Raw genomic sequence first — 24722 nt, forward strand, 5'->3', positions numbered from 1 at the left:
GCTTGACATCCTCTCCACCCACCGCCATTGATCTCAGACGTCCGTCAAGAAGATCAAGCCCAGTCCATCTCGGCCGATCTGGGCCTCTGAGCATCGCTATTCTGATTGCACCGTGCACAAGACCGATGATCAATGTCGCCATGGCGGGTGGCGGAGGCGCTTGCCTGCCGAGAGAGGGACCGAGTATGGCGTCGTTAGCCAGGGGCGCGTTGACCTGCGCAACCGTGACATCGCTGCTGCTATCCCTTGGGTGCACAGGTGCCTCGCCGCGACCAGGCAGCGATGTAGAAGGAGTCCGGGTATACGAGCCGGCCGCGAGGTCGGACGCCCCCGCCATCACCGGCCAGACATTGAGTGGCCAGATGGTTCGGCCCGATGATCTTACAGGGAAGGTCGTCGTGCTCAACTTCTGGGCCTCATGGTGCGCTCCCTGTCGGCTGGAGACACCGGATTTGGTCGAAGTAGCGCACGAATCGCATGACCAAGGGGTGGAGTTCGTCGGCGTCAATGTCCAGGATGCGTCGGAGAAGGCTGAAGCCTTCGTATCGGCCTACGGAATCCCCTACGAGAACATTTTCGACCCAGCGGGTCGCGTCGCCATGAGTTTCTCCGGCGATGCGCCCAACTCGATTCCCGCAACTGTGGTGATCGACTCGACAGGGCGGGTTGCGAGCGTGCACAACGGTCCGATCCGGCGCGAAGCGCTCCTAGCCGTAATCAAGCACGTAAAGTAACAGAACCACACACAATCCCGATTTCAGTCTCGGCATTACGCGGATGGCGCCACCATTAAGAGGTCCTAACAAAGTCGGGCGACGTGTCGGTACGTGATGATGCAGGTGGCGAGGGTGAGGAAGGCTTCGTGGATGTCATCACGGCGTTCCCACCGGATGCGTAGCCGTCGCATGCCGTGGTACCAGGCGATCGTCCGCTCGATCACCCACCGGAACACACCGAGTCCGGAGCCGTGGGGCTGGCCGCGGCGGGCGATACGCGGGCGGATGCCCTTGCCGCCTACCGCCTTGCGGTACTTGTCGTGGTCGTAGGCGCGGTCGCCGAACAGCTGGTCAGGGCGCCGGCGGGGCCGACCACGCCTCCCGCGGACCGGCGGGATCTTGTCGATCAGCGGGAGCAGTTCGGTGACGTCGTGGCGGTTGCCGCCGGTCAACGACACGGCCAGGGGGATGCCGGCGCCCTCGGTCAGGACGTGGTGCTTCGAGCCCGGGCGGGCGCGGTCGACCGGGCTCGGCCCACTTTTGGGCCACGTCGAGCGGACCGTACATGCGAGGAGTCGATCACGGCGCGGGACCAGTCCAGCTTCCCGGCCGCCTGGAGCTCTGCCAGCAGCAACTCGTGCAGCCGCTGCCACACCCCAGCCCGGTTCCACTCCTCCAACCGCCGCCAGCAGGTCATCCCGGAGCCGAACCCCAACTCCTGGGGCAGGAACTCCCACTGGATGCCGGTGTGCAGCACGAACAAGATCCCACACAGCACCTGCCGATCCGGGATCCGCTTCCGTCCCGGGTGCCGAGGATTGCGCTCAGGCTTGGGCAGCAACGGCTCGATGCGCTGCCACAGCCCGTCCGACACGATCCACGGCGGCTGCTCACCACGCCTCACGGCCGAACACTGTAGATCATCGTCTACACCGGACAAGCCCCTAGACCATTTTGTTAGGACCTCTAAGAGCTCCTAACGAAATGATGTTGGGCGTGTCCTTGGACGTGAGGATCGTTCTGTCTGAACGTGAGGAGGGGTGAGCAGCCGCCGTGGATCGGCTCGGACGAACTGTGGGCCGAGATCGAACCTTTGCTGCCACCCCGACCACCCCGTCGGCGCCGCTACCCCGGGCGCAAGGCGCTGGATGATCGCAAGGTGTTGTGCGGGATCCTGTTCGGGGTCTGTCAAACGAACGGTGTAACTCGGGTTGTTGACGACTACTTTCGGCCTGCGGACAGGCGTCCTTCGAAGGCGATGTCGAAGGCGTTGAGGGCTGGTTTCCAGCGCATGGTCCAGCGCCGGCGGCCCTGCCCGGTCGGGTCGAGGCTCATGATCGCCAGGTAGACGCACTTGAGCGCCGCGGCCTCGTTGGGGAAGTGACCGCGGGCTCGCACGGCCCGGCGGATGCGGGCGTTGACCGACTCGATGGCATTCGTGCTGCAGACGACGGTGCGGATCTCGGTGTCGAAGGCCAGGAACGGCACGAACTCCGCCCACGCCTGCTCCCACAACCGGGCGATCGCCGGATACCTGTCGCCCCAGGCCTCGACGAACTCGGCGAACCGAGCTCGGGCGGCGGCTTCGGTGGGCGCGGTGTAGACCGGGCGCAGGGCTTTGGCGATGGCATCCCAGTGCTGCCGACCGGCATACCGGAAGCTGGCGCGCAGCAGATGGATCACACAGGTTTGCACGACAGCTTCGGGCCACACCTCGCCGATGGCATCGGGCAGCCCTTTGAGCCCGTCACAGACCACCATGCACGCGTCGGCGACGCCCCGGTTCTTCAATTCGGTGAGGACCTGCAGCTCTTGCCGACGTACTGCAGGAGAAGTCGCAGCGTCTCGCCGAGCGTTTGAACTGGCATGCCGAAGTCATCCAGCGTTCCGGCAACAATCTTCAATACTCTCTCTCGGGCTACACGATCGGCGCCGAAACCTTCACTCCTGCAGAGGCTGCGACAGCCCGCTTCTGGCGGATGCTCATCGCTGACGGGAACGGACCGACGGCGAAGTTCACCCGCTACGGCTCGGTCTGGACGGTTCCCATCCCTATCGGCGACATTCGTGAGCTGTTCCGGGACGAACTCGACCTGAACGACTGGGACTCCCGCGAACGTCAGGCGTTAGACGCCGAGTGTGAGGAAGCAATCACCGAGATCGCGGCGCTGCGCAAGGCCGACTTCGCCGACCTCGCCGCGAACCCCGCCTTCACCCTCTCGCGGGACACCGGGGAGGCCACCTTCGAGACCCTCCTCGGGGAGACGATCCGCTCCGAGGTCGCCCGCGACCTGATCCGCCGCGGCTTCATCGACCAGAACTTCGCCCTCTACGTGGCCCAGTACTACGGCGAGCGCGTCTCCATCCGCGCCATGAACTTCATCGTGCAGCACGTGCAGCCCAACATCCCCGACACGTACTACGCCTTCGAGGGACCGGACGACATCGTCGGCGTCCTGCGGGAGACCAACGCAGACTTCCTCGACCTCAACAGCGCCTACAACATCGAGATCCTGGACCACCTGTTAGCAAATCAGCAGCCTGGCGCCCGGACCGTCCTCAACCGCCTCGCCGAGACCGACGGCCCGGCCGAGCAGGCCTTCCTCCAGGCCTACCTAAGTGGCGGAGCGCAGACGGCGGAGGCCGTCCGGCGACTGTCCGCCACGTGGCCGCCGATCCTGAGCCGGATCCTGCAGGTCCCGGACCTGCAGCCGGAACGCCGGCGGGAGTTGGTTGACGAGGCAGTCGCGCACGCCAATCCGGACCTCGATCGGCAGATCGAGGAGCAGGTGACGACCTACCTCCAGGACAATTACGCCCGCCTGGCCTGCCTGACCCGGCCCGCTGATGAGCCGTCGACACGCAACGCGGTCGCGCTGCTGCGACAGGCTCGGGTGGTGATCGACGACCTGACCGTTCTTGATCACAACGCACGTGCCCTGGTCGTCGCCGACAGCCTGTACACCCTGACCGCAGGGAACCTGCGCAGCGCGCTGCACGATCCGCCGGCCCTGAGCCTGGACATCGTCCGGGCGATCGATCTCACCGTTTACGGCTACTGCATCGCCAATCCCGCCGCCTACCTCACCGCAGTCGAAAACGACAGGCCCACCACGATGACGGTCGCGGATCCCGGCACCTTCGCGGACATTGTCACGGAGATCGCTGGCTGGGAAAGCGGGCTGGTAGAGCAACTCTGCCGTGCCGCCGCGCCGGGATGCTGGGTCGAGTCTCTCGCCGATGTCCCTGAGGTGGTCTGGCCCGCCCTGGCCCGGTCCCGACGGTTCCCGGCGGCGCTGACGAATATCGCCGCTTACATCGAGCAGGCCGGCGAGGTCGACGTCGATCTGGCCGGGCTGCTCGTCGACGCGCGTTCGATCAGAGACCATGACGGAGAGGCGGATCGGCTCGCCGAGCAGACGACCCAGGTCGCCGTGACGATCCTTCGCAGCAGGGAGACGATTCCCTCCGCCGAAACCCGTGCCGCTCTGGTCGCCACGCTCCACCTGACCGAGCCGATCGCTGCCAGCCGCATTGAGCCGGAGAACGGTCGCCTACTCGGCGAGCTACTCCACCACCAGATCTGCGACGACACTGCCGACCTGTTCCAGTCGTTCGCCAGCGGCGACTGGGACACCCTGCGGCACGGCATCGACTGCTCGGCGAAGTTCGCCGACTTCGTCACGCCCGCCCTGCTCGACGAGGACATGACCGCCCGGTTGTTGAGCAGCACCCGGATCAGCCCGACGGTCCGGCAGGCTGTCTTGTCCCGGCTGGACGAATTCGTACCGACCGATCACCACGAAGCGCTGCGAGCAGCCGGGCGCTTCGCCGCGACGGCCCAGGTGCCACTGAGCCCCGCCCAGTTGGAGCGGATCGCCCGGGTGACCTGCGACGCGGAGCTGGTGGTCCCGCTGGTCGATCAGCTCGGGAGCGCCATCTCGACTGACCAGATCCTCGCCGTCCTCGCGTACCTCGGGCGCGGGTACGCCGATCTGAGCACCTCTGGCGCAACACCGGCCTTTCCGAACGACTCCCATCACTTCCAGGTTCTCACCCGGCTCAAGCAGGAGGAACATCTGTCGAGAGTGACCCGGCACCGGACCAAATCCCAGATCAGCGTCACGGTCGCCTGAGAATCGGCCCCCAAACCTCGTCGCGTGCGCCGGCCAACCATGCTGCCCCATCTCATGCGCCAGCAGCGGCGTGACAGGAGCCCCCGATGACGAACCCCGATGACGAGCACACCCATCACAGACACACTTCTGCCTGCAGGTGGTTTCCCGATGGGCTGGACACCTCCGGTCGCCCCCATTGGCGAGCGGCCGACTGTCCGGGCAAGGAGTAACGACCTATTCGGTGGCGGTCGGGGATGTATCGGGCAGACAGGCCCGACGACGGAGCCTGCGCAGTACCCACCGGCGCCACATCAGGCGGCGCAGTCCGAAGCGGTAGATGATCGCGCACTCCATCCGCGCGACGATGGCGTTGATCCCGCGGGGGCCGAAGTCGCCGAGCAGCATCTCGGCGCTCTTGGTGATGGGTGGCTGCTGCAGGCGATCGCGCAAGCGGGTCCGACCAGGGGGTTGATGTCGGCGAGGCAGTAGGTCCGTGACCACCGGGCCAGTTCCTTTCGCATCGCGATCGTGGCGATCCGGTGTGGAGCCTGCCGGTTGTCGCCGTGGGGGGCATCCTCGCACGGCCATTCGCCACTGCGCCGCCACGCCTCCTCGAAGATCATGTGTCGGTGCACGAGGGTGACCAGGGGTTCTAGCCCATCTTCGGCGAGCCACCGCAGCGCAGGGTCGTCGCGGTTGTACTGCAGGCAGAGATCCCCGAGCTGCGGGTTGCGGTGCTTGAAGAGACGACTGCTGCCACTGCGGGGGTAGGCATGCACTCGCTGGCCGGGCGGCAGGATGACCAGCCGGATTCGCTCGACTGGATAGCCGTCGGCGGCGAAGGCGGGAAGTGGCAGCAGGGTCAGTTCAAGCCGGGCGGCGCCCAGCGCGGCGGTGTGGCCGGCGGCCTGCGCCACGCCGAACACGTCGGCGTGGCGCAGGAGGTGGTCGGCTGCCGCGGCGGGGTCCCGCAGGACCGCCGTTACCGGGTACGCCATGACCTCGCCGGCCGGTTGGTCTGGGCGCCGCGCTGCGAGGTCACGGCCCGGCCGGTGGAGGTGATGCTGCCCGCGCTCAGCGCGGCCAGCGCCTGCGCGGCGGGCTGGGCGGTCGGGGCGGGGAACGGCTCGCCGAACACCGCGTGCCAGATATCGATGGCTGCCTGATGGTCACCATCGGCGGCGAGTCGCTGCGCCTCGCGGCCCCGCTTGGCCGCGATGCTGAACGTCTGGCTGAACCGCGACCTCTCGCCCGGCGTCCAGTCCTTGGCGAGGTCGTCCACGCCGGTCGGGTCATACACGTTGCCCATGACCGCCTCGGCGGCGTAGTCGAGCGCGGTGACCGTGGCGGTGGCGTGGGACATCTTCGTCGTGATCGCCGCGTACCACAAGGATTCGATGACCAGGCCGCACAGCTTCTCCAGCGTGGGCTGGTTGGTCTTGAGCGACTTGCCCATACGCACCTGGTGGACGAAGGCGCCGACGGTGGCCAAGTTACGTTCAGTGATCAGTCGCCGCAGGGTGCGGGTGTTTGACCACTCCCACCGGTCGAGGTCGCGGTCGGCGATGAACACTCCCTCCACGGTGTCGTGGTCCTCGAAGGCGGGCACCAGGTCTGCGCCGCAGGGGCGGCATCCGCTGCACCCCACTGAACGACGGCACCCTTGGGCCGGACCGGTCGACGTGACGGTCAGCCGCTGACAACCGGCCACCACCACCGACTGGCCGTCTGACATCGGCCGATGATCGCCCTCAGGCAGCGCCGACGTCGGTGGTGAAGGTCGCGAAGGCGAGCAGGCCGGAGTAGGCGGCCAGGCCGACGGTGAACCAGGTGAGGCTGGAGTGCCGTTCGGGGGCCAGTTCGTCGACGAAAACGTTGAGCAGGATCCCGCCACCCAGGAACGCGGTGAGCACGTTCATCAGCACGCCGGTGGGCTGGACGGCGACCGCGGTCACCCAGCCGCCGGCGGCGCCGGCGACCAGGACGAGACGCCACCCGGTGGTGAGGCTGACCGGGAAGTGCTCGGCCAGGACGCCGTCGGTGGCCAGCACGTGCAGCCCCATGGCGACGGCGAACAGCACCGCCGGCCCGAGCCCCGCGTCCAGCTTGGTCGCCAGGGTGTACGTGATCAGGCCGCTGTACAGGGCGAAGAAGCCGAGCTGGAACCCGAAGACCAGCCGGGTGGGCTCCTGCCGGCGCTGCTGCGAGCGGTGAGTGACACGTTCCAGGGCGTAGAACGTGAAGAAACCGACCAGCGCGACGAGGAACAGCACGAACCCGCGGGCCGGGGTGGCCGTGACCTCCTCCTCCAGGACGTGGGCCACCGCCTGGTTGCCCTCCGCGAGGCGCGGCAGCAGGTAGAGGAACACGTACGCGGCGGCGATGCCGCCACCGAGGGAGGTCGCCGCGTGGGTGGGCACCGGCAGTCTCCGGCGGATGGCCGGCGCGAGCACGTGCAGGGCTCCCAGCGCCACCGCCGCCGCCAGCGCCGCCCACAGACTGCCCGCCCGGGTGAGCGTCACCGGGGCGGTGGGTTGCCGGCGGCCGGCTTGGAGCGCTGGAAAATGCCGAACAGCCAGAACAGGGAGGGCGCCAGCAGCAGCGCTCCGACCGCGAGGACGGCGAGCACCGTGGCAAGCACGGTGGGATCACCGGCCGCCTCGGTGACGGTCAGGTCGGGCGGCAGCAGGTCTGGGTACTGGGCGGCGCCCCAGGCCCAGAGGACCGCCGCGACCGCGAGGGCCGCGGTCACCCGCACCGCCCGGTAGCGGCCGGCGGCGATCAGCACCAGCGACCCGAGCCCCGCGGCGAACGAGAGCAGCACCAGGGCGAGCGCCCGGCCCCGAAGATCGGCGAAAAGGTCCGGCGCGTCGGCGGCCACGACGGCCAGCCCGGCCGCCGCGCCGACGCCCACCACCATGCCGGTGACCAGGGCGCGGCGGCGGAACTGGGCCACCAGGTCGGCGGCACCGGCGCGGCGCGCGTCGTGGATGAGGTAGACCGCGGCGAGGTACGCGCACACGCCGATCGCGAGCAGGCCGGCGTAGATGGAGGTGGGATTGAGCCAGCTGCGCCAGATGTCACCCTCGGCGATGCCGGGTGGGACGCGACCGGAGGCGACCGCGCCGACGATGGAGCCGAGGAAGAACGGGGTGGCCACCGAGGAGAGCGCGAACGTGGCGCCGTAGAGGCGTTGCTCGGTGAGGGTGTGACTGGCCTTGCGGAAGGCGAAGGCCGCGCCACGACCGATGATGCCCAGCGCGGCCAGGGTCAGCGGGATGTAAAGGGTGGAGGCGAACGCGGCGAACGCGGGCGGAAAGGTGGTCCAGAACAGGGTGATCACCAGGATCAGCCAGACGTGGTTGGCCTCCCACACCGGGCCGATCGAGTGCGCGATCAGTTCCCGGCGGGCTGCGCCGCGGCGCGCCCCGCCGGCGAGGAGGTCCCAGATCCCGGCGCCGAAGTCCGCGCCGGCGAGCAGGGTGTAGAGCGTCAGACCGCCCAGCAGCGCCCCGAGCAGGACGTCAGCGACGGTCATCGGCCGCTGTCCACCGGTTCGGGTACGCCCTCCTGCGGAGCGACCGGCTCGTCGCGGTGCCGGGCCATCCGCCACAGCACCGCGACGGTGGAGACGGTGAGCACCGCGTAGACGGCGGCGACCAGGGCCAGGCCGGTGGCCAGGCCCGGCGCCGGATTTACCGCCTCGGCGGTGCGCAGCACCCCGTACACGATCCAGGGTTGCCGCCCCACCTCGGTGACGACCCAGCCGGCCTCGACCGCGACGGCGGCGGCGACCCCGGACACGGCGGCGGCCCGCAGGAACCACGGCGAGCGCGGCGGACCCCGACGCCGCCACCACGCAAGCGCCCACCAGGCGGAGAGCGCCACCAGCCCGAAGCCGATGGCCACCATCAGCTGGAACGCCCACTTGACCACCGTCACCGGTGGCTCCTGATCGTCGGGCACCTGGTCCAGGCCCATCACGACCGCGTCCGGGTCCCACTTTGCCAGCAAGGACAGGGCGTTGGGGACCTCGACGGCATACCGCAGTTCGCCATCGACGTAGACGCCGCCGAGCGAGAGCGGCGCGCCGGCCTGGGTGCGGGCCAGCCCCTCCATCGCGGCGAGCTTGGTGGGCTGGTACTCCCCGACGAAGTGCGCGGCCCAGTCGCCGACCACCACCTGCACCGGGGACAGCACCGCGGCGACGGTGAACGGGATGGCGAAGCCGAGCCGGTGGTAGCGGTCCCGGCGGCCGCGCAGCAGGGCCACCGCGTAGACGCTGGCGATGCCGAAGCCGGTCACCATGAACGCTGCCACGATCATGTGCACGGTCTGCGGCGGCGTCGCCGGGTTGAACATCGCCTCCCACGGCCTGACGTCGGTGACCTCGCCGGAGACCAGGTCGAAGCCGCGGGGCTGGTTCATCCAGGCGTTCGCCGACACCACGAAGAACGCGGACGCCACGCCCGCGACACAGACCGGCAGTCCGGAGAGCAGGTGCACCCGGGGTGGCACCCGGTCCCAGGCGTACAGGTAGATCCCGACGAAGATCGCCTCGACGAAGAACGCGATGCCCTCCATCGCGAACGGCAGGCCGATCACGTCGCCGAAGCGGCCCATCAGGCCGGGCCAGAGCAGCCCCATCTCGAACGACAGGATGGTCCCCGACACCGCGCCGACCGCGAACAGCACGCCCATCGCCTTGGCCCAGCGGCGCGCCAGCCGGGTGAAGGTCGGGTCCCCGGTGCGCAGCCCGCGCCACTCGGCGAAGACGGTGACCGCCGGCATGCCGACGCCGAACGAGGCGATGACGATGTGCCAGCCCAGGGACAGGGCCATCTGCACCCGCGCCGCCATGAGGTCTCCCGGTGCGGCGTCCTGGGCGAGCAGGTCAACCAGCATCGGGTTCCCCACCTTCGTTGCGTGTCAGCCCCATGGTGGTCTAACGGCCCGGCTGCTGGTCGGCAACGCGAATGCCGCATCCCGGGCGCGGAATCAGGGCTTGTACTCGCTGCGGGTGCGGGGCAGCCACTGCGGGTGGTTCTCCCGCAGGTAGCGAACCATCGCCTCGCGCAGGTCGCAGCGGAGGTCCCAGGCGCTCGGCCCGTCGGCGGCGGAAGCCTGGAGCTGGATGACGACGGTCTGCGGGTTGGCATCGACCATCTGGAGCACCCACTGGTGCCGGTCCCACAGCGGCGACGCCTCGATCAGGCGCTGCGCCTCGACGCGCAGGTCGTCCAGGTTGGCGGTGTGGTCGACGTGGATCTGGACCTTGCCGACCACCCGGGTCTCGTGTCGCGTCCAGTTCTGGAACGGGCGCTCGGTGAAGTAGGTCGTGGGCAGAATGAGCCGGCGGTCGTCCCAGAGCCGGATCACGACGTTGGTCAGTTTCACCTCCTCGACGCGACCCCACTCGCCGTCGATGACGAGCACGTCACCGACGTAGAGGCCGTCCGCGAAGGCGACCTGGATGCCAGCGAAGGCGTTGCCCAGCGCGGTCCGGGCGGACAGGCCGATCACGGCGCCGATCACACCGGCCGAGGTGAGCACCGAGATGCCGAACAGGCGTATCGGCTCGAAGGTGGTCATGATCAGACCGATCGCGACGATCGTGACCGCCGTCGAGGTCAACCGTCGCACCGGCCGGATCTGGGTGCGGGTGCGGCGGATCCGACGGTCGGCCACCCCCCCGGCCGGCAGCCGGCTGAACGCCACATTCTCGGCGACGTGCAGCGCCCTGACCACCAGCAAGGCGACGCTGCCGATCAGCAACAACAGGATGGCGTGGCGGCCCTCGCGCAGCCACGGGCCCGGCCCTCCCGGCAGCGCGGCGTAGAGGCCCGCGAGTAGCAGAACGGCGGTCGTCGGGCGGCGGCAGGCCTGGCGCAGCGGCGCCAGCAGCCATGCGTAGCGACCACGGGCGATCCGGTTGACGAGTACGCCGCTGAGCACGTCCACCAGCGCGGCCGCCACCACCGCGGCCAGCATGACCACCGCTCGGCCCATCAGCTGCCGTTCACCGCGGTACCGATGATCATTACTTCCGCTCCCGTCCGGGTCGTCCCCCACGGCAGCGTGTCACGAGACGGCCGATCACCGGGCGTACATCGCGACCGGCCGAAGTCCCCCGGCGGCCGCGGCACGCGGCGCCGCCGCCCGGGGCTCGGGTGGCGAGGAGGTCACCGTGATAAGCCGCGCCCGCTAGGAGTGCTTTGTTAGGTTAGGTGGCGTTTGTTGCCGGTGTAGGGGTTTCACGGGTTGGTGGCAGGTGATGCAGGCGCCGGTCCAGGACGGGAGGAGTCGTTGCAGCTCGCGGATGACGGTGTAGAGGGTCAGGCCGGCGCGGCCGCTCAGACGAAACTGACCGTGGTGGGCAGGCGACAGCATCGGGGCCCAGCCTCGATGGGTCTTGTACCGGCTGTGGTTCAGGCTGTGAGGGCGAGTTCGACGGTGTAGCCGAGGTCTTGGAGTTGGTGAAGGCGGCGGTTCTTGCGGGTCTGAGGGTCGTCACGGCGGAGGTAGTAGTCCGCGCCGAGGTCGACGTATGAGGTGTTGGTGGTTAGGACGTGCCACACGATGACCAGGATGTTGTGGGCCAGGACGACGGCTGCCTTGTTCGCTCCGTTCTTGCCGAAGCGGCGGTGTAGGCGACGGAACCGGGCGCCGAGGTAGGTCCGGGTTCGAAACGCGGACCAGGCGGCTTCGACCAGTACGCTGCAGAGGTCCATGTTGCCCTTGCGGGTCTTGCCGGTGGTGCGTTTGCCTGCGGATTCGTGGTTGCCTGGACACAGCGCGGCCCAGGAGGCCAGGTGCGCGGCGCTGGGAACCAGCCCATATCCACGCCGATCTCGGAGATGATGGCCTGCGCGGCCCGTTCACCGATGCCGGGGATGCCCTTCAGTAGCTGCACCTGAGGGGCGAAAGGGACGATTAGCCGCTCGATCTGATGGTCCAACCGTCCGATCATGTTGAGATGGTCGATGTGGTCGAGATGCAGGCGGGCCAGCAGGGCGTGGTGTTCGACGAAGCGCCGGCCAACGCCATGGTCAGGTCGGGGATCTTGCGGCGGAGCGTCCCCTTGGCCAGCTGGGCCAACACGTGCGGGTCGCGTTCCCCGCCAATGAGAGCCTCGATCATGGCCCGTCCAGACACGCCGAACGTGCGCGACGCGACCAAGTCCAGCTTGATCCCGCCGTCTTCGAGGACCTTGGTCAGCCGCTGAGTCTCGCGAGTGCGTTCCTCGATGAACTTCTTGCGATAGCTGGCTGGCGTCGTAGACGTGACTGCTCAGGAGTCGGTCGGACAGCAGGCCGAGAAGCGCGGCGGACAGCAGGGGGAACACCACGATCGCCATCAGCGTGGTGATGAACATGGCCCAGGTGAACAGCGGTAGCCGCCACATCGTCATCCCGGGCGCGCGCAGGGTGATTACCGTGGTGATCAGGTTGACCGACCCGAGGATGGTCCCGATGCCGGAGAGCACTAGGCCGATGATCCACGCGTTCGCGCCGACGCCGGGGGTGTGTTGGGACTGGCTGAGCGGGGTGTAGGCGGTCCAGCCAAAGTCCGCGGCGCCGCCCGGGCTGGCGAACGAGCCGAGCACGATCAGCCCGCCGAACAGGTACAGCCAGTAGGCGAGGGCGTTGAGCCGGGGAAACGAGACGTCCGGTGCGCCGATCTGCAGTGGCACGAGGTAGTTCCCGAAGGCGAACGCCAGTGGGGTGGCGAAGAGGAACATCATGATCGTGCCGTGTGAGGTGAACAACTGGTTGTACTGCTCTGGGGACAGGAACTGCAACTCGGGCCGGGCCAGTTCCGCGCGCATGAGCAGCGCCTCGATACCTGCGGCGATGAAGAAGAAGAACGAGGTGCTCAGATAGAGCAGGCCGATCTGCTTGGCGTCGGTTGTGGCGAGCAGCCGTAGCAGCGTGTTGCCTGGCACCGGCCGACGAAGCGGGCCGGGATAGCCACCGAACTCCGCCGGGGCGAGGATCGCGGGCTGGCGGTCCTGGCGAGGTTCGGTAGTTGACCGCTTGGGCATGGTTACCCCGCTGTGGGCTGAGGCGGATGACTCACCGAGCGTAGGAACAACAGGCCGGCAAGAAGTCTATATTGGTTGAAATCGCCCTAACGTGTGAAGCGAGGGTGGGGGCGGCAGCGGGCAGGAAGCCATCCGGACGCCCCCTGTTCCGCTGGCAGTTGCGAGGGGATCTGGGTCCGCGAAGGCGGAGAGAAGGTCAACGCTTGAGCATGACCTTCGCGCAGTCCTCATACCTGTTCTTCGAGATGTCGTAGCGGTGCGGAGTGTCGTCGAGCCGTAGCGTGTGGGTGATGATGCAGCTGGGATCGATCTCGCCCTTGCGGATCCGTTCCAGCAATGGCCGCATGTAGCGTTGCACGTGGGTCTGCCCGGATTTCATGTTCAGGGACCGGATGAACGACCCGATCGGGAACTTGTCGATGAAGCGGCCGTACATGGCGGTGGCCGAGATCGTGCCGCCGTTGCGGCAGCACCGCTTCCGCGAGGGCGTGGGGCCGGTCGGTCCCGCCTTCCGCCTGCTTGGCCTGGTCGTCCGGGTGCAGCACGGGTCAAACGGGCGCCGAGCTGTATACCGAGACTGGGGATGCTGGTCACGACCTTCGCATCGGAATGGGCGATGGACGCCTCGTCGATGCGCTGCTCCAGCTGCTACAGCGTCTGACAGACCGCGTCGAGTTGCCGCACCAGGCCTTGGAGGTGCACGCCCATGGCCTGCTCGGCGGCCGCTGGTTGGTGCATCTGCTCGTTACGGACGATGCCGTGCAGCTTGTCCGCCTCCGCGGCGGCGCCCCGTTGACGGCCAGCGGTGTCCAGCAACGCCGCGAGATCGCTGGGCGTTAGCGCGGCGGCCGCCATCGGGGTCGGCGCTGCGGCGACGATCCATGCGCTGCCGCCGAATCGAGCCGTGCCGCCGGCCGCGGGTGCGGAACGGCAAGTGGCACCCCAGCAACCCCCGAGCGTCCAGCGCCTCGGCCTGCAACGCGCAGCCGGATGCGCGATCAGGGCCGGGCCGGTACGACATCCAGAGCAACTCGTGCGATGTTGAGCGTGCCGACTCCCACCTCGTATCGAGCTGCCAGTTCATCCGGTTGATCGGCTCGAGGGATTTGCTCAAGCAGTCCTAGACATTCACGGCAGCGCGTCGGTAGATCTGCTCGTAGCCGCGGGCCATCCGCTGCGTGGAAAAGTTCTCCTCCACGTGGGCGACGCACGCTGCCGGGTCGAGGGTGCTCGCCTCGTGCAGCGCCGCCGGCAGTTCCTCGTCGGCCTCGCAGACCAGCCCGGTCAGGCCGGGTCGGAGGAGTTCCGGGACGGCGCCGCGGTTGAACGCGACCACTGGGGTGCCGGTCGCCATGGCCTCCAACATGACCATGCCGAAGGGCTCCTCCCACTGGATCGGCATGATGAGGCAGCGGGCGTCGACCAGTATCTGCAGCACCGCCTCCCGATCGGCGTTGAACACCACCGTGACGTCCTCGTCGAGCAGCGGCCGGATGACCTCGTCGTAGTAGCGGCGCTCGATCGGCTCATTGCACTTGCCAACCAGCATCAGCGTCAGGCCGGCGGCCCGGCACGCCCGGATGGCAACGTCCGGTCCCTTGTCCGGGCTGAACCGGGCCAGCCAGAGCACCGGCCCCCGGCCAGGCGCCGTCTTGCGGGGGATGCCGGCGAGGTCCATCGCGTTGTGCACGGTGCCGGCCCAGGGCAGCTGCGGGTTCAGTCGGCGCTGGGCGTGCGAGATGGCGACCAGGGCGACGCCCTGGTCGGTGAAGCTGAGTACCTCGCCGTACTCGCCTACCGGGTTGCCGTGCACGGTCGCCACGGTGGGCACGGCGCGCCGGCCAGCGATGATCGGTCCGATGGTGGTGTGGTCGTGGACGACATCGAAGTCGTCGGCGCTGATCAGGCCGGTGACCCGGGCCACGTGGGCCACCTCGGGCAACGTCTCGCCGAGCCGCTCGTACTGCAGTTCCGGCACCGTCGAAACGAAGTAGGCGGCGGTGCCATGCTGCGGCCCGGCCCCGAACACGGTCACCTGGTGACCCCGATCGACCAGCGCATCCACGAGACCGGCCACCAGGTGCTCCACCCCGCCGTAGCCCGATGGGGGCACCGACAGCCAGGGCGGGAGCACCATCGCGATCCGCAGCGGCCGCTGCTGCGAGCGGTCGGCCAGCCGGTGGTTGGTGCCCACCATGTCCTCCCGTTGATCCACTGGCGTGGAGTTCCATGTGCGTCGTGCTGTCGTTTCCCGTCGCCGACATGAGATAACGTCGGCTTCCTCGATGCAGGGATGCTGTGCAGGCAGGCCGCGTCCGGAACGTGGTCATTCCGAGTGGGCGCATGTGGTGATCAGGTTGACTGACACGGGGACGGTGCCGAGCCGGACAGCACCAAGCCGATGATCCGCCGATTCTTCCGGCGCCGCTACCGCCCGAGCTTTCTGGGGTCCGCGCGCCCTAGTTAGGTGCCGACCCGGCGGGGCTCGAGCCGTCCCGTCCCCGGCCCGGTCACCTGCCAGAACTCCTGCGGCAACTGGTCGACAAGGTCCCCGTACTCCTTGGCGCTGGCCGACTCACGAAGGGTATCCAACACGGCCTGTGCTCCGTCGGTGGCCACCTGGCGATCCACCCCGGCCCGTGACTGCACCCGTTTGAAGAACTCGGCGAGCCCGAACCGTTCCGGATCTTCGGTGGGCCTACGCACCAGGCCTCGTAGCTCCTCAGGGAGCTGGGAGGCGAGGTCCCTTGCCTGGCCGCCAGTGATCCGTTCTGCCAACGTCTCGAGCGTGGCGCGGGTGATCGGTTCCGCCTGCCCCGGCGGAACCTTCGGTCGCGCTGCCACGGACTGGATGAACTCGGTGTAGTTCACCTCGGATCCCTTCTCGAACCGGATTGCGGCGTGTACCCGCGCCCGCCGGGGTGAAACGGCGATTCGCCCGCCCTCAGGCGCGGGGTGGCGGAGGGCGGTGGGTGATCCGGTGGGTCACCCAAAGCTGGTACAGGCCGGCGCTGGTGATGGCGTAGAAGACGGACAGCAGGAGGACCGCCGTCTCCTCGGCCGCACCTCTAAGCCGTTTGATGCGTCGGGACACGGGTAGACCGCGACCCGGTCCGAGGGGGTGGGCCGAGGGCCGGAGCCACACAGCGATGGTGGGCTCCATCCGGTCCGCATGCGAGGCGAGGCCCGAGGAGTGCGGGATGGCCGAACCGGAGAGCCGGGACACGGGCGCACGGGAGTCGCCCCCAGAACAGCGCGAGCAGGTCGATCGGCAGCGCGACGCCGAGGAGGGCGCGGAGGTCGCCGGTCGGGGCCAGAACTTCAGTCGCGGCGGCGAGCCAACGGGTGCCGAGCCCGGCAACCGCCCCGCCGCCACCAAGCGTGGTGAGCACGACCTTCCCCAGCCGGCTGGCGGGCACAGCAGCAAGACGATGTCAGACCCAGACGTCGTCCTCCAGATCCCGCAGGTCAAGGTCGAACAGATCTACGTCGAGGTCGACAACCTGGACGCCTCCGTCTCCCTGCGAGCCCGGCTGGGTAGCCTGCTCCAGCTCGACGTGGGCGTTCAGGCGCATCTCGGCACGGTGAAAATCGACATCAAGGGCGTTGAGGCCGAGGCGATGCTCGAGGTTCGACTCGAAGAGCTCCGCGGCATTCTCGACAGCGCCCTGCGCACCATCGAGCGCAACCCTCAGATCATCGAGTCGGTGGTGAAGACGGTGGACACCGCCGTGAACCAGGTCGGGCAGACAGCTCAGCAGGTGCTCGGGCCGCAGGGGCCGCTAGCACGGACGCTCGACCACGTCGGGCAGACGGCGCAGGAGGCGCTGGGACCCCATGGGCCGCTGTCGCAGACGCTGCAGCAGGCCACCCAGCAGGTTGGTCAACAACTCGGGCAGACCACCCAGCAACTGGCTCAGAACCAGCGGGCGGCGGCTGGCGGCGGTGCGGGGGGCCTGGGTGGCGCGAGGGGCGGATCTCCGGCCCGAGCGGCGTGGCAACAGATGAAGAAGATCGTCAACAACAGCCAACCGCTGAGGCAAGTCACGGCGCGGCTGGTAGGACAGCAGGGGCAACAGTCGCAGAGCTGATCGACGTCCGCCGTGGTGCCAAACGCTAAATAGCGTCGGGTTGCCGATGTTTTATGAAAACGACCGGGAGAAGTCGGTGCACCGGATCTAGGCAGTGTCTCGAAGTGCGTGTAGCCACTCGTTGATCACGGTGACGTGGATGGTCGCTTGGTAGCGGACGGCCAGCTTTTCGTATCGGGTGGCCAGCCCGCGGTGGCGCTTGAGGCGGTTGATGCCGCACTCGACGGCGTGTCGCTGCCGGTAGACCTCGGGGTCGAAGGCTGGTGGCCGCCCACCGGCGGAGCCCTTGGCCCGCCGGTGGGCGTCCTGGTCGGCCTTGCTCGGTATGCACGCTTGGATCCCACGGCGGCGCAGGTAGGTCCGGTTGGCGCGGGAGGTGTAGGCCCGGTCGGCGATGACTCGCTCGGGTCGCACGCGGGGACGACCGACACCGAGACGGGGCACGCGGATGCCGGCCAGCACGGCGGCGAACTGCGGACTGTCACCGCGGTGTCCGGCGGTCAACAGCATCGACAGCGGTTTGCCGCCCTGCTCACAGGCCAGGTGCAGCTTGGTGGTCCACCCGCCGCGGGACCGGCCCAAGGCGTGGTCGCCTGGCTCGGCATGGACTCCGCCGGGCGGCTCGATCTGCTCCTGCGGGCGCCGACGTGCGCCCGCGGCGTGCTGATGGGCCCGAGCGATGGTGGAATCAACGCTCACATCCCACGTGATCAACCCGGCCGCGTCCGCGCGAGCCTGCAAGCCGGTGACGATCTGCTGCCAGACCCCGGCCCGCTGCCAGCGCCGGAACAACGCGTAGATCGCCTGCCAGGAGCCGTAACACGCCGGCACGTCCCGCCACGGCGCACCGACACGCACCCGCCACCGGATACCGTCAATGAGTTGCCGCTTGCTCCACTGCGACGGTCGTCCCGGCCGCTTACCCGCAGGCAGCAGCGACTCCAACACCCGCCACTGGACGTCGGTCAGGTCGTGCCGCCTCGTCACCGCTATGGTGGCCACGAGGTCTCCGGTATTCAGGTTCTTCTTGGTCGATGAACCCTCTACCGGAGACCTCGCCGTCTATCGATCATCGACACGCCGCACCCGACTTCGAGACACTGCCTAGAACGACGGCGTCGGGCGTGCTGAGCAGTGGCAGGATCCCGGTCATCGACACCACGCGCCGGACATGGCCGGTGGGATTGACCAGGGCGAGGCTGACGCCCCTGCCGGAGGCACGGCCGTGGGCGTTGACAAACGCGTTCAACACGGTGGAGTCGATGAAGCTGACCCGCGCCAAGTCGACCTGGACGCGGGGCGCGCGGGCGATCGCGCCCAGCAGGACGTGCCCTAGCGGGTTGGCTGCGGCGATGTCGAGTTCGCCAAACAGTGTCACGACGGCGGTCCCGTCGCTCACAGTCGTCTCCGACTGCCACGTCCGTTCCACGCCGCTCCTGATCCGTTCCCGCTCGACTGTATGCCGGGGAGGCGGGCGGTGACGGTGGCTCTCGTCCCGTCCGGCCCGCTGTCTATGACCATGCTCTCGGTCAGCTGCTGCGCTAGCCACAGGCCCCGGCGGCCCGTGGTTCGGGGTCGCGGCAGGGCGATCGGAACATCCTCTGTCCCGGGGCCGTAGTCGATGACCTGACAGGACAGGGATACCGCGTCGCGCAGCAGGCGGAGCCGTCCGCTGCCACCGCCGTGGCGCACGACATTGGTGACCAGCTCATGCACGGCCAAGACGAAGTCCTGCAACGCGTCGCCGGCGAGCCCGGCCGCGCCGGCGGCCGCGGCGACGACGTGCCGAAGCCGCGTCACCGCCACCTCGGTGATCGATTCCGACAGTAGCCCAGCGACGCGCTGCGGTAGGACTCCAGGACGTTCCGGCTGACCATCGCGGTGCAGGACAGCAAGCGCACCGACGCCAGCGGGCTCCCGCCACCATCTCGCCGAGGGACAGCCCGGCTGCGCAAGGCCAACCTGTTCGGCGCGGTTACTGGCGTGCTGGAGCTGAACGACCTGTACCGACTGCCAGCCGGCGCCCGCGTGACCTTCGCCCGGGTAGGGGACTGATCCCCGGGCAGCTCAGCCCAGGGCGGGCACCTGAACAGCCATCAACGACCTTCATGCTGTGCCAACCGCACCTCGGTGACCCGCCGCTGAAAGTCGCGCCTTGGGGCCGTTCGGCGGCGGGACGCCACCGCGCGCCGCCGCTGTCACGGCAGACGTACGGCGCGTCGGGCAGGGTTCATGTCGTGAGCGACCTGGGCGAGCAGGGATGAGTCAGCGGAGCTGAAGCCTCTGGAGAAAGAATCCGGAGCTGGGCCAAACTACATCGCTTCCAGTTCTCGTCCCTTCGTTTCGGGGAGAAAGCGCTGGACGAAGACGAGGGCGAGGGCCGCGAATGCGGTGAATATGCCGTACGTGAGGGGCAGGCTGACGTCGGCGAGGCTCGGGAACGAGATAGTGACCAGCCAGTTGGCGATCCACTGTGCTGCCCCGGCGACCGCGACCGCCGTGACGCGGATCTGGTTGTTGAACATCTCGCCGAGCAACACCCAGAGCGTCGGCCCCCAACTCGCCGCGAAAGACAGGACGTAGAGGTTGGCCGCGAGGAGCGCGACGACATCCACGCCGGGCGCAAGGGTGAGGTTCTCCCCGGTGCCGGTGGCGCGGCTGAAGCACCAGACGAGGGTAGCCAGAGTGAGCGCCATGCCGGCAGCGCCGACCGTCAGCAACGGCTTGCGACCGACCCGGTCGATGAGGGCGATCGCCACGAAAGTGCCGGTGAGGTTGATCAGGCTGGTGATGACGCTCGTCAGGAGGGCATCGTTCTCGGTGAAGCCGACGGCCCGCCAGAGGGTGGTGGAGTAGTAGAAGATCACGTTGATGCCGACCAACTGCTGCAAGGCTGCGAGAACGATGCCGATCCACACGATCGGCAGCAGTCCGAAGCGTCGGTCCCGAGCGGAACGGCCACGGAGGTCAGCGAGTTCGATGGTCTGCTTGGTGCCGGCGAGGGACCGTCTGATTTCCCCGAGGCGCTCGCCGTCGCCGACATACCGCTGCAGCACCTCACGTGCTTGCTCGTCGCGGTGGCGTCGGACCAGGTAACGCGGGGACTCGGGGATCCGCAGCGCCAGTAGGCCGTAGAGTGCCGCGGGAAACGCGGCCGAGGCCAACATCCACCGCCACGCCGTCCCGCCCCACGGCACGTCGTTCCTGGCACCACCGGCCGAGGTGGCCAAGGCGTAGTCCGTCAGAAGGGCGGCGCAGATCCCTATCACAATGGCCAGTTGTTGCAGGGAGCCCAATCGCCCCCTCTTGCCTGCAGGAGAGATCTCGGCGATGTAGGCGGGGACGACGACGCTGGCAGCGCCGACGGCCATTCCAGCGACGGCCCGCCAGGCGGTCAAGCTGATGGGACCTATGGCGAGTCCCGAGCCGACGGCGCTCACCGCGAACATGAGCGCCGTGATCAGCATCACCCGTACACGACCGATCCGATCAGCCAGCGGACCGGCGAACCACGCACCGATCGCACCGCCGAGCAGCGCTGCGGATACCGCGGTGCCCAGCACCAATGCCGAGAGGTGAAACTCCGCCTTGATCGCATCGACGGCACCATTGATCACCGCGGTGTCGTAGCCGAAGAGGAAGCCGCCGATGGCTGCGGCCGCAGCGATCAGAACCGCCCCACCTGGCCTTCTGGCTGGCGGGTGCGAGGTATCTTCGTCGGGGGTGACACTCGGCGGATCCATGCTGTTCATCGTGCCGCAATAGAGTAGGATTTGTCCTAATTTCCGGGGGCTGTCCGACAAACCGGCTGCCCCGCCGCCGAGTGCATTGGACACCCCTCCCACACATGGTGGCAGGGCTGCCGCTCCGCAGTGCGAGGACGTGTCGGACCCGCACGACGAGTCCTACCAGCCCGAGGACGCCTACCCAGAGCCCGGAGGGCGACACGCAAGGCACCGGCACCAGCAGTACGAGCACCACCTCGCAACCGATCGTCAGGACGAGTAGCGCGAGGTACGCCGGGACCACGAGCCGTACGGATGATCCGTGCCGGTTCGGTTCGCGAGACGGCGCGCACCGGCGGACGAGTTCGCCCGGCCGGCGGTGATGGCGCCGAATCTGTCTGTAAGGCCACGGCCGCAACTGCCCGCGGCGGACGACCGGTTGTAATGAATGGGCACCCGCCTCCTGCCGGCGTACTCTCACGCCAGGCGGCGGGCAGGCCAACGCGCCGATCAGCCGGCCGGCTCAGCAGGCAGCCGGTCGCCGGAACCCCATTCCTACCTCGACTGTGCGTGTTACGAGCCGGAGCGCCGCCCGCCACCGACAGGGGCCGGTTCGATGGCCTGCCGGAACTCCTTCGGAAGTTGGGCCAGCGCATTCTCGAACTCGTCGCGGGTGACAGCCTCACGCAGCGTGGTGAGTACCGCACCGACCCCGGCATCCGCGAGCGCAGGGTCGACGTCCGGGCGATCCGCCACCCGCTGCATGAAATCGTCGAACCCGAGTGACGCCTCGACGTGGTCCTGTCTAAACGGTTTGCGCAGGCAGTCGTCAAGCCCGTCGGGAAGTTGATAAGCAAGATCCTCGGCCTGGCCGGCGCTGATCCGATCTGCCAATGCCTGCAACGTCGCGCGAGTGACTGTTGCCGCCTGATCGGGCGACACCTTTGCCCGCGTGGCCACTGCATTGATGAAGTCCTGGTATTCCACCTGGTTCCTCCCCTCGGAGCGCCGTCGAAGCACCAGTTACGAGCCGCTTCGGTGGGCCTTGTTCACATCCTCCTGTAGCGGTGGGTGACCCTGCCTCATCCCAATCGGGCGACTACGGCTCCGGCCTCGGCACCCGACGCTGGGTCGTCGAACAAACATCGCCCTGCCGCACTGGTTCCGCCGGCTCCGCATCCGCTGGGAGATCCGCGGCGACATCCACGAAGCCTTCCTCACCCTCGCCTGCACCATCATCTGCTGGCGACGACTCCAACGCTCAAAGAGCTAGGAGTTCTGAGTAACGGCGGAACCTGACGCCCCGCGTATCCAGGTCGGTGGGGATCTCCGGCGGCGTCGATGTGGCTGAGGTGCGAGAACGCCTGAGGAACGTTGCCGAGGGCTATCCCGCCATACGGGCAATCTGCCCGGCGAGTAGGCCGAGGTCGTCGACCCGGTCGGCGCCGCCCGAAAGCTGCCCGGCCTGGTCGCGCTTTGCCAGCGCCGGCAGCTGAGCCGCTGAGGAGTTGAGGAGCTGAACGAAAAGCTCACGAATGATCTGCTCCTGCTGGGCGAGATGGACGAGGTCCGGGGCTCGCGGCAGCGCACCGGGTCGATGCGGTGGGGGCTGTTCCGCAGGGGCGAGTGCCTTGACCGCTTCGCGGAGGTATACCTGGTTCCGTCCTGGGACGAGCATCTCGCGCAGGTCGCAGCGGAGGTCCACGCACTCGGACCGTCGGCCGCCGATGCCTGGATCTGGACGACGACGGTCTGGGGCGTCGCGTCCACCATCTGTAGCACCCACTGGTGCCGATCCCACAGCGGTGACGATTCGACGAGCCGCCTCGTCTCGGCACGGAGGTCGTCCAGGTCGGCGGTGTGATCGACGTGGATCCGGACCTGGCCGACCACCCGCGTCTCGTGCCGGGTTGGAAGGGTTCGGTGAAGCAGGTGGGTGGGCAGGATGAGCATCCGGTCGTCCCAGAGCCGGATGACCACGTTCGTCAGCTTCACCTCCTCGACGCGCCCCCACTGCCCGTCGATCACGATGACGTCCCCCACTTGGAGGCCATCGGCGAAGGCGACCTGTATGCCGGCGAAGGCGTTGCCGAGCGCGGTGCGCGCGGACAGGCCGAGCAGCGCGCCGATAGCACCCGCCGAGGTGAGCACGGACAGCCCGATGGTGCGCAGGGGCGGGAAGGTGGTGAGGATCAGGCCGATGGCCGCGACCGTCACTGCGATCGAGGCGAGGCGCCGCACCGGTCGGATCTGGGTGCGGGCGCGTCGGACCCGACCGTCGGCCCGCGTCTGGCCCGGCAGCCGGCTGAAGGCGACCCCTTCGGCGACGTGCAGGGCGCGCAGCACCAGCCACGCCGCGCTCGCAATCAACAGCACCACGACGACGCGCCGGATTGTCGTGTCCCACGCCGGGATACGCGCGACTTCCCACGTACAGCGCCGCGATGAGCAGCACGGCGACGGCGGGGACCCGGGATGCGCGGTACAGCGGCACGAGCAGCCACCGGTAGCGACGACCACCTACCCGACGCTGGACCAGCACGCGGGCCAGCAGGCCTGCTGTGACAACTAAGGCCACCGCGACCACCGGGGCCATCCTCGTGGTCATCAACCGACTTCCCTGCCGGCGGCGATCGTCACCGTGCACTCCCATCCGTTCCGCTCGCGGTCACGTGGCGCGTCCCGGCGGGCCTGAGTGGCGATCTGCCCGGGCACCATCGACCCTCCCGGGTGCGACCAGCGCCTTCGTCCGCCACAGGCGTCGTCCAGCGTCATCGTGTGGGTGATGATGAGGCTCGATCTTGCCCTTGCGGACCGCTCCAGCAGCGGGTGCTTCTAACGCTTAGTGAGGTCATGACTGACCAAGGTTGGTGACCAGGTTGACGGCGACGGCCAGGATGCCGGTTCCGAAGGCGTACGAGAGCAGCGCGTGCCCGAGCGCGACGCGGCGCATGTGGTTATTCGTCGGTTCGTTCTCGCCCGGGCCGAAGGACATGCCTATCGTGAAGGCGATGTACGCGAAGTCGGCGTACGCCGGTCGGTCCTCCCGCTTGAAGTCGATGCCACTGCCGTCGTCGCGGTAGTACAGCCGGGCGTACTTCAACGCGAAGACCGTGTTCACCAGCGCCCACGCCAGGACCACCGCGACGACGCTGAGGATCACCAGCGTGACAGCCACTGCGTCCTGCTGGTTCGAGGCGCGGACGAGCGCCTCGGCCACGGCGGCGAGGCTGATCACGGACGCGATCAGGATCGCCGAGTCGGTGGAACGGGAGTGCTGTTCCGCCTCGGCAAGCTGCTCGGTACGCTCCGGGCTCGCCGACCAGCAGGCCCGCCACACCCACACGAGGATCATGCCCGCCGCGATCGTCCAGATCACCAGCGGCGTCAGCTCCGGCGCCCCAACCAGCGCGGTGGCCGTCCCGGCAACAACACCGACCGCCAGCGACCACAGGGCACGCCCGACGGACAACAGGCGTCCCAGCGCCGGTCGTCCCGATCGTTGCTCCACCCGTTCAGCGTCCCGCCTCGACCGGGTCGCGCAGGGGAAACCCCCGAGCGATCACCGGATCGGGCTGCATCGAGGGTGGCGAGTCGGCGACGATCCACGCTCGGGCCTTGGCCGACCTTCATCCGCCAAAGGCCCTGGCATATAGAGCGTGTTTGAGATGGCGTGATCAGGTCCGGCTGAAGGTGAGGCGGTTTTGTCGGCGAGCGGGTTCGCCGTGGGTGATGCAGCGCGCCATGCCGGCGATGGCGGCCCACCGGATGAGCGCTTCGGAGACGGCCGGTTGGTGTTCGTAGTCGCGGACCAGCCGCCGATGGGCGGTGAGCCAAGCTAGTGCGGTGGCCACTTACGTTCGCCGGGGCGGTCGGGTTGGGGAAAGTGTCGTAGGGGTGGTGTTGGGTTTGGTTCGTGCCTCGTCGTCGGGATGCTGCCGCGCCGCGGGTCGTGTATCGCACGGCCCGGGTGGGGTGCGGGTGACGGCGGGGCAGTGGCGGCGCTGTTTTAGCCTGCTGCGTTCGGC

General features: G+C 68.3%; 24 protein-coding genes and 5 pseudogenes. 6 read left to right on the plus strand and 23 right to left on the minus strand.

What is annotated here, in order from left to right:
* Window positions 1–185: 185 nt before the first annotated feature.
* Entirely contained in the window at window positions 186–734 is a 549-nt protein-coding gene (locus OG994_RS21605) for a TlpA family protein disulfide reductase (protein ID WP_328850775.1), read from the plus strand.
* A gap of 65 nt (window positions 735–799) precedes the next feature.
* Here the strand turns inward: OG994_RS21605 and OG994_RS21610 are convergent.
* A protein-coding gene (locus OG994_RS21610) for an IS5 family transposase (RefSeq protein WP_328853657.1) occupies window positions 800–1593 on the minus strand; the annotation gives its coding sequence in 2 pieces (ribosomal slippage) (window positions 800–1257 and window positions 1257–1593; 795 coding nt in all).
* Between the two features lie 180 nt (window positions 1594–1773).
* Between OG994_RS21610 and OG994_RS21615 the strand changes: the two are divergent.
* Window positions 1774–1896, plus strand: a pseudogene (locus tag OG994_RS21615) (transposase); the annotation flags it as partial.
* 41 nt (window positions 1897–1937) lie between these two features.
* On the opposite strand, the pseudogene OG994_RS21620 reads toward OG994_RS21615, so the two are convergent.
* Window positions 1938–2525 (minus strand): annotated as a pseudogene (locus OG994_RS21620) (IS256 family transposase); the annotation flags it as partial.
* A 47-nt stretch (window positions 2526–2572) separates the two neighbouring features.
* Between OG994_RS21620 and OG994_RS21625 the strand changes: the two are divergent.
* On the plus strand, window positions 2573–4852 hold the full coding sequence (locus OG994_RS21625; protein ID WP_328850776.1) for a hypothetical protein: 2280 nt from the start codon (window positions 2573–2575) through the stop codon (window positions 4850–4852).
* A 293-nt stretch (window positions 4853–5145) separates the two neighbouring features.
* On the opposite strand, the gene OG994_RS21630 is transcribed toward OG994_RS21625, so the two are convergent.
* From OG994_RS21630 to OG994_RS21690, 14 genes and pseudogenes are all read right to left on the minus strand, one after another.
* Entirely contained in the window at window positions 5146–5832 is a 687-nt protein-coding gene (locus OG994_RS21630) for a hypothetical protein (protein WP_328850777.1), read from the minus strand.
* Complete coding sequence (locus OG994_RS21635; protein ID WP_328850778.1) at window positions 5817–6569, minus strand: hypothetical protein; 753 nt, start codon at window positions 6567–6569, stop codon at window positions 5817–5819. The genes OG994_RS21630 and OG994_RS21635 overlap by 16 nt, the downstream gene beginning before the upstream one ends.
* A gap of 16 nt (window positions 6570–6585) precedes the next feature.
* A complete protein-coding gene (locus OG994_RS21640) occupies window positions 6586–7356 on the minus strand; it encodes a hypothetical protein (RefSeq protein ID WP_328850779.1) in 771 nt (256 codons plus the stop codon).
* Window positions 7353–8372 carry a cytochrome d ubiquinol oxidase subunit II gene (locus OG994_RS21645; protein WP_328850780.1) on the minus strand — a complete coding sequence of 340 codons (1020 nt, stop codon included), beginning with the start codon at window positions 8370–8372 and terminating at the stop codon, window positions 7353–7355. The genes OG994_RS21640 and OG994_RS21645 overlap by 4 nt, the downstream gene beginning before the upstream one ends.
* Window positions 8369–9739, minus strand: coding sequence for a cytochrome ubiquinol oxidase subunit I (locus tag OG994_RS21650; protein WP_328850781.1), 1371 nt, complete (start codon window positions 9737–9739; stop codon window positions 8369–8371). Before OG994_RS21650 ends, OG994_RS21645 begins: the two co-directional genes overlap by 4 nt.
* A gap of 93 nt (window positions 9740–9832) precedes the next feature.
* Window positions 9833–10843 (minus strand): mechanosensitive ion channel family protein, encoded by a 1011-nt coding sequence (locus OG994_RS21655; protein WP_328850782.1) that lies wholly within the window; start codon window positions 10841–10843, stop codon window positions 9833–9835.
* Between the two features lie 419 nt (window positions 10844–11262).
* Window positions 11263–11412 carry a hypothetical protein gene (locus tag OG994_RS21660; protein WP_328850783.1) on the minus strand — a complete coding sequence of 50 codons (150 nt, stop codon included), beginning with the start codon at window positions 11410–11412 and terminating at the stop codon, window positions 11263–11265.
* A 153-nt stretch (window positions 11413–11565) separates the two neighbouring features.
* Window positions 11566–11667: pseudogene (locus OG994_RS31595) on the minus strand (transposase); the annotation flags it as partial.
* A 440-nt stretch (window positions 11668–12107) separates the two neighbouring features.
* Window positions 12108–12878 (minus strand): annotated as a pseudogene (locus tag OG994_RS21665) (cytochrome c oxidase subunit I); the annotation flags it as partial.
* A 196-nt stretch (window positions 12879–13074) separates the two neighbouring features.
* A complete protein-coding gene (locus tag OG994_RS21670) occupies window positions 13075–13314 on the minus strand; it encodes a hypothetical protein (RefSeq protein ID WP_328850784.1) in 240 nt (79 codons plus the stop codon).
* Window positions 13315–13526: 212 nt separating this feature from the next.
* A complete protein-coding gene (locus OG994_RS21675; protein WP_328850785.1) occupies window positions 13527–13694 on the minus strand; it encodes a hypothetical protein in 168 nt (55 codons plus the stop codon).
* A 304-nt stretch (window positions 13695–13998) separates the two neighbouring features.
* A complete protein-coding gene (locus tag OG994_RS21680; RefSeq protein WP_328853761.1) occupies window positions 13999–15075 on the minus strand; it encodes a glycosyltransferase family 4 protein in 1077 nt (358 codons plus the stop codon).
* A gap of 266 nt (window positions 15076–15341) precedes the next feature.
* On the minus strand, window positions 15342–15749 hold the full coding sequence (locus tag OG994_RS21685) for a DUF2267 domain-containing protein (RefSeq protein WP_328850786.1): 408 nt from the start codon (window positions 15747–15749) through the stop codon (window positions 15342–15344).
* A gap of 73 nt (window positions 15750–15822) precedes the next feature.
* On the minus strand, window positions 15823–15972 hold the full coding sequence (locus OG994_RS21690) for a hypothetical protein (protein ID WP_328850787.1): 150 nt from the start codon (window positions 15970–15972) through the stop codon (window positions 15823–15825).
* A 106-nt stretch (window positions 15973–16078) separates the two neighbouring features.
* Here OG994_RS21690 and OG994_RS21695 point away from each other — a divergent pair, with 106 nt between their 5' ends.
* Window positions 16079–16969 (plus strand): hypothetical protein, encoded by an 891-nt coding sequence (locus tag OG994_RS21695; protein WP_328850788.1) that lies wholly within the window; start codon window positions 16079–16081, stop codon window positions 16967–16969.
* 87 nt (window positions 16970–17056) lie between these two features.
* Here the strand turns inward: OG994_RS21695 and OG994_RS21700 are convergent, their stop codons facing one another.
* The 3 genes from OG994_RS21700 to OG994_RS21710 all read right to left on the minus strand — a co-directional run bounded on the left by OG994_RS21700 (window position 17057) and on the right by OG994_RS21710 (window position 18775).
* A complete protein-coding gene (locus OG994_RS21700) occupies window positions 17057–17971 on the minus strand; it encodes an IS5 family transposase (protein WP_328850789.1) in 915 nt (304 codons plus the stop codon).
* Window positions 17972–18038: 67 nt separating this feature from the next.
* Window positions 18039–18368 carry an STAS domain-containing protein gene (locus tag OG994_RS21705; protein ID WP_328850790.1) on the minus strand — a complete coding sequence of 110 codons (330 nt, stop codon included), beginning with the start codon at window positions 18366–18368 and terminating at the stop codon, window positions 18039–18041.
* On the minus strand, window positions 18365–18775 hold the full coding sequence (locus OG994_RS21710; protein ID WP_328850791.1) for an ATP-binding protein: 411 nt from the start codon (window positions 18773–18775) through the stop codon (window positions 18365–18367). Before OG994_RS21710 ends, OG994_RS21705 begins: the two co-directional genes overlap by 4 nt.
* Window positions 18776–18850: 75 nt before the next feature.
* On the opposite strand from OG994_RS21710, the gene OG994_RS21715 reads away from it, so the two are divergent.
* Window positions 18851–19024, plus strand: coding sequence for a hypothetical protein (locus OG994_RS21715; protein ID WP_328850792.1), 174 nt, complete (start codon window positions 18851–18853; stop codon window positions 19022–19024).
* Between the two features lie 257 nt (window positions 19025–19281).
* Here the strand turns inward: OG994_RS21715 and OG994_RS21720 are convergent, their stop codons facing one another.
* Together OG994_RS21720 and OG994_RS21725 are read right to left on the minus strand one after the other, a co-directional pair.
* Window positions 19282–20712: a sugar porter family MFS transporter gene (locus OG994_RS21720; protein ID WP_328850793.1), complete on the minus strand. Its 1431-nt coding sequence runs from the start codon at window positions 20710–20712 to the stop codon at window positions 19282–19284.
* A 555-nt stretch (window positions 20713–21267) separates the two neighbouring features.
* Window positions 21268–21681: a DUF2267 domain-containing protein gene (locus OG994_RS21725; RefSeq protein ID WP_328850794.1), complete on the minus strand. Its 414-nt coding sequence runs from the start codon at window positions 21679–21681 to the stop codon at window positions 21268–21270.
* Between the two features lie 110 nt (window positions 21682–21791).
* Here OG994_RS21725 and OG994_RS21730 point away from each other — a divergent pair.
* Window positions 21792–21967: pseudogene (locus OG994_RS21730) on the plus strand (IS5/IS1182 family transposase); the annotation flags it as partial.
* Here OG994_RS21730 and OG994_RS21735 read toward each other — a convergent pair.
* Window positions 21964–23073 (minus strand): mechanosensitive ion channel family protein, encoded by a 1110-nt coding sequence (locus OG994_RS21735; protein WP_328850795.1) that lies wholly within the window; start codon window positions 23071–23073, stop codon window positions 21964–21966. The pseudogene OG994_RS21730 and the gene OG994_RS21735 overlap by 4 nt on opposite strands.
* Before the next feature lie 472 nt (window positions 23074–23545).
* Complete coding sequence (locus tag OG994_RS21740) at window positions 23546–24205, minus strand: DUF1345 domain-containing protein (protein ID WP_328850796.1); 660 nt, start codon at window positions 24203–24205, stop codon at window positions 23546–23548.
* Window positions 24206–24722: the final 517 nt, after the last annotated feature.

The organism is Micromonospora globbae (assembly GCF_036184225.1).
GTDB classification, from domain to species: Bacteria; Actinomycetota; Actinomycetes; order Mycobacteriales; family Micromonosporaceae; genus Micromonospora; species Micromonospora globbae.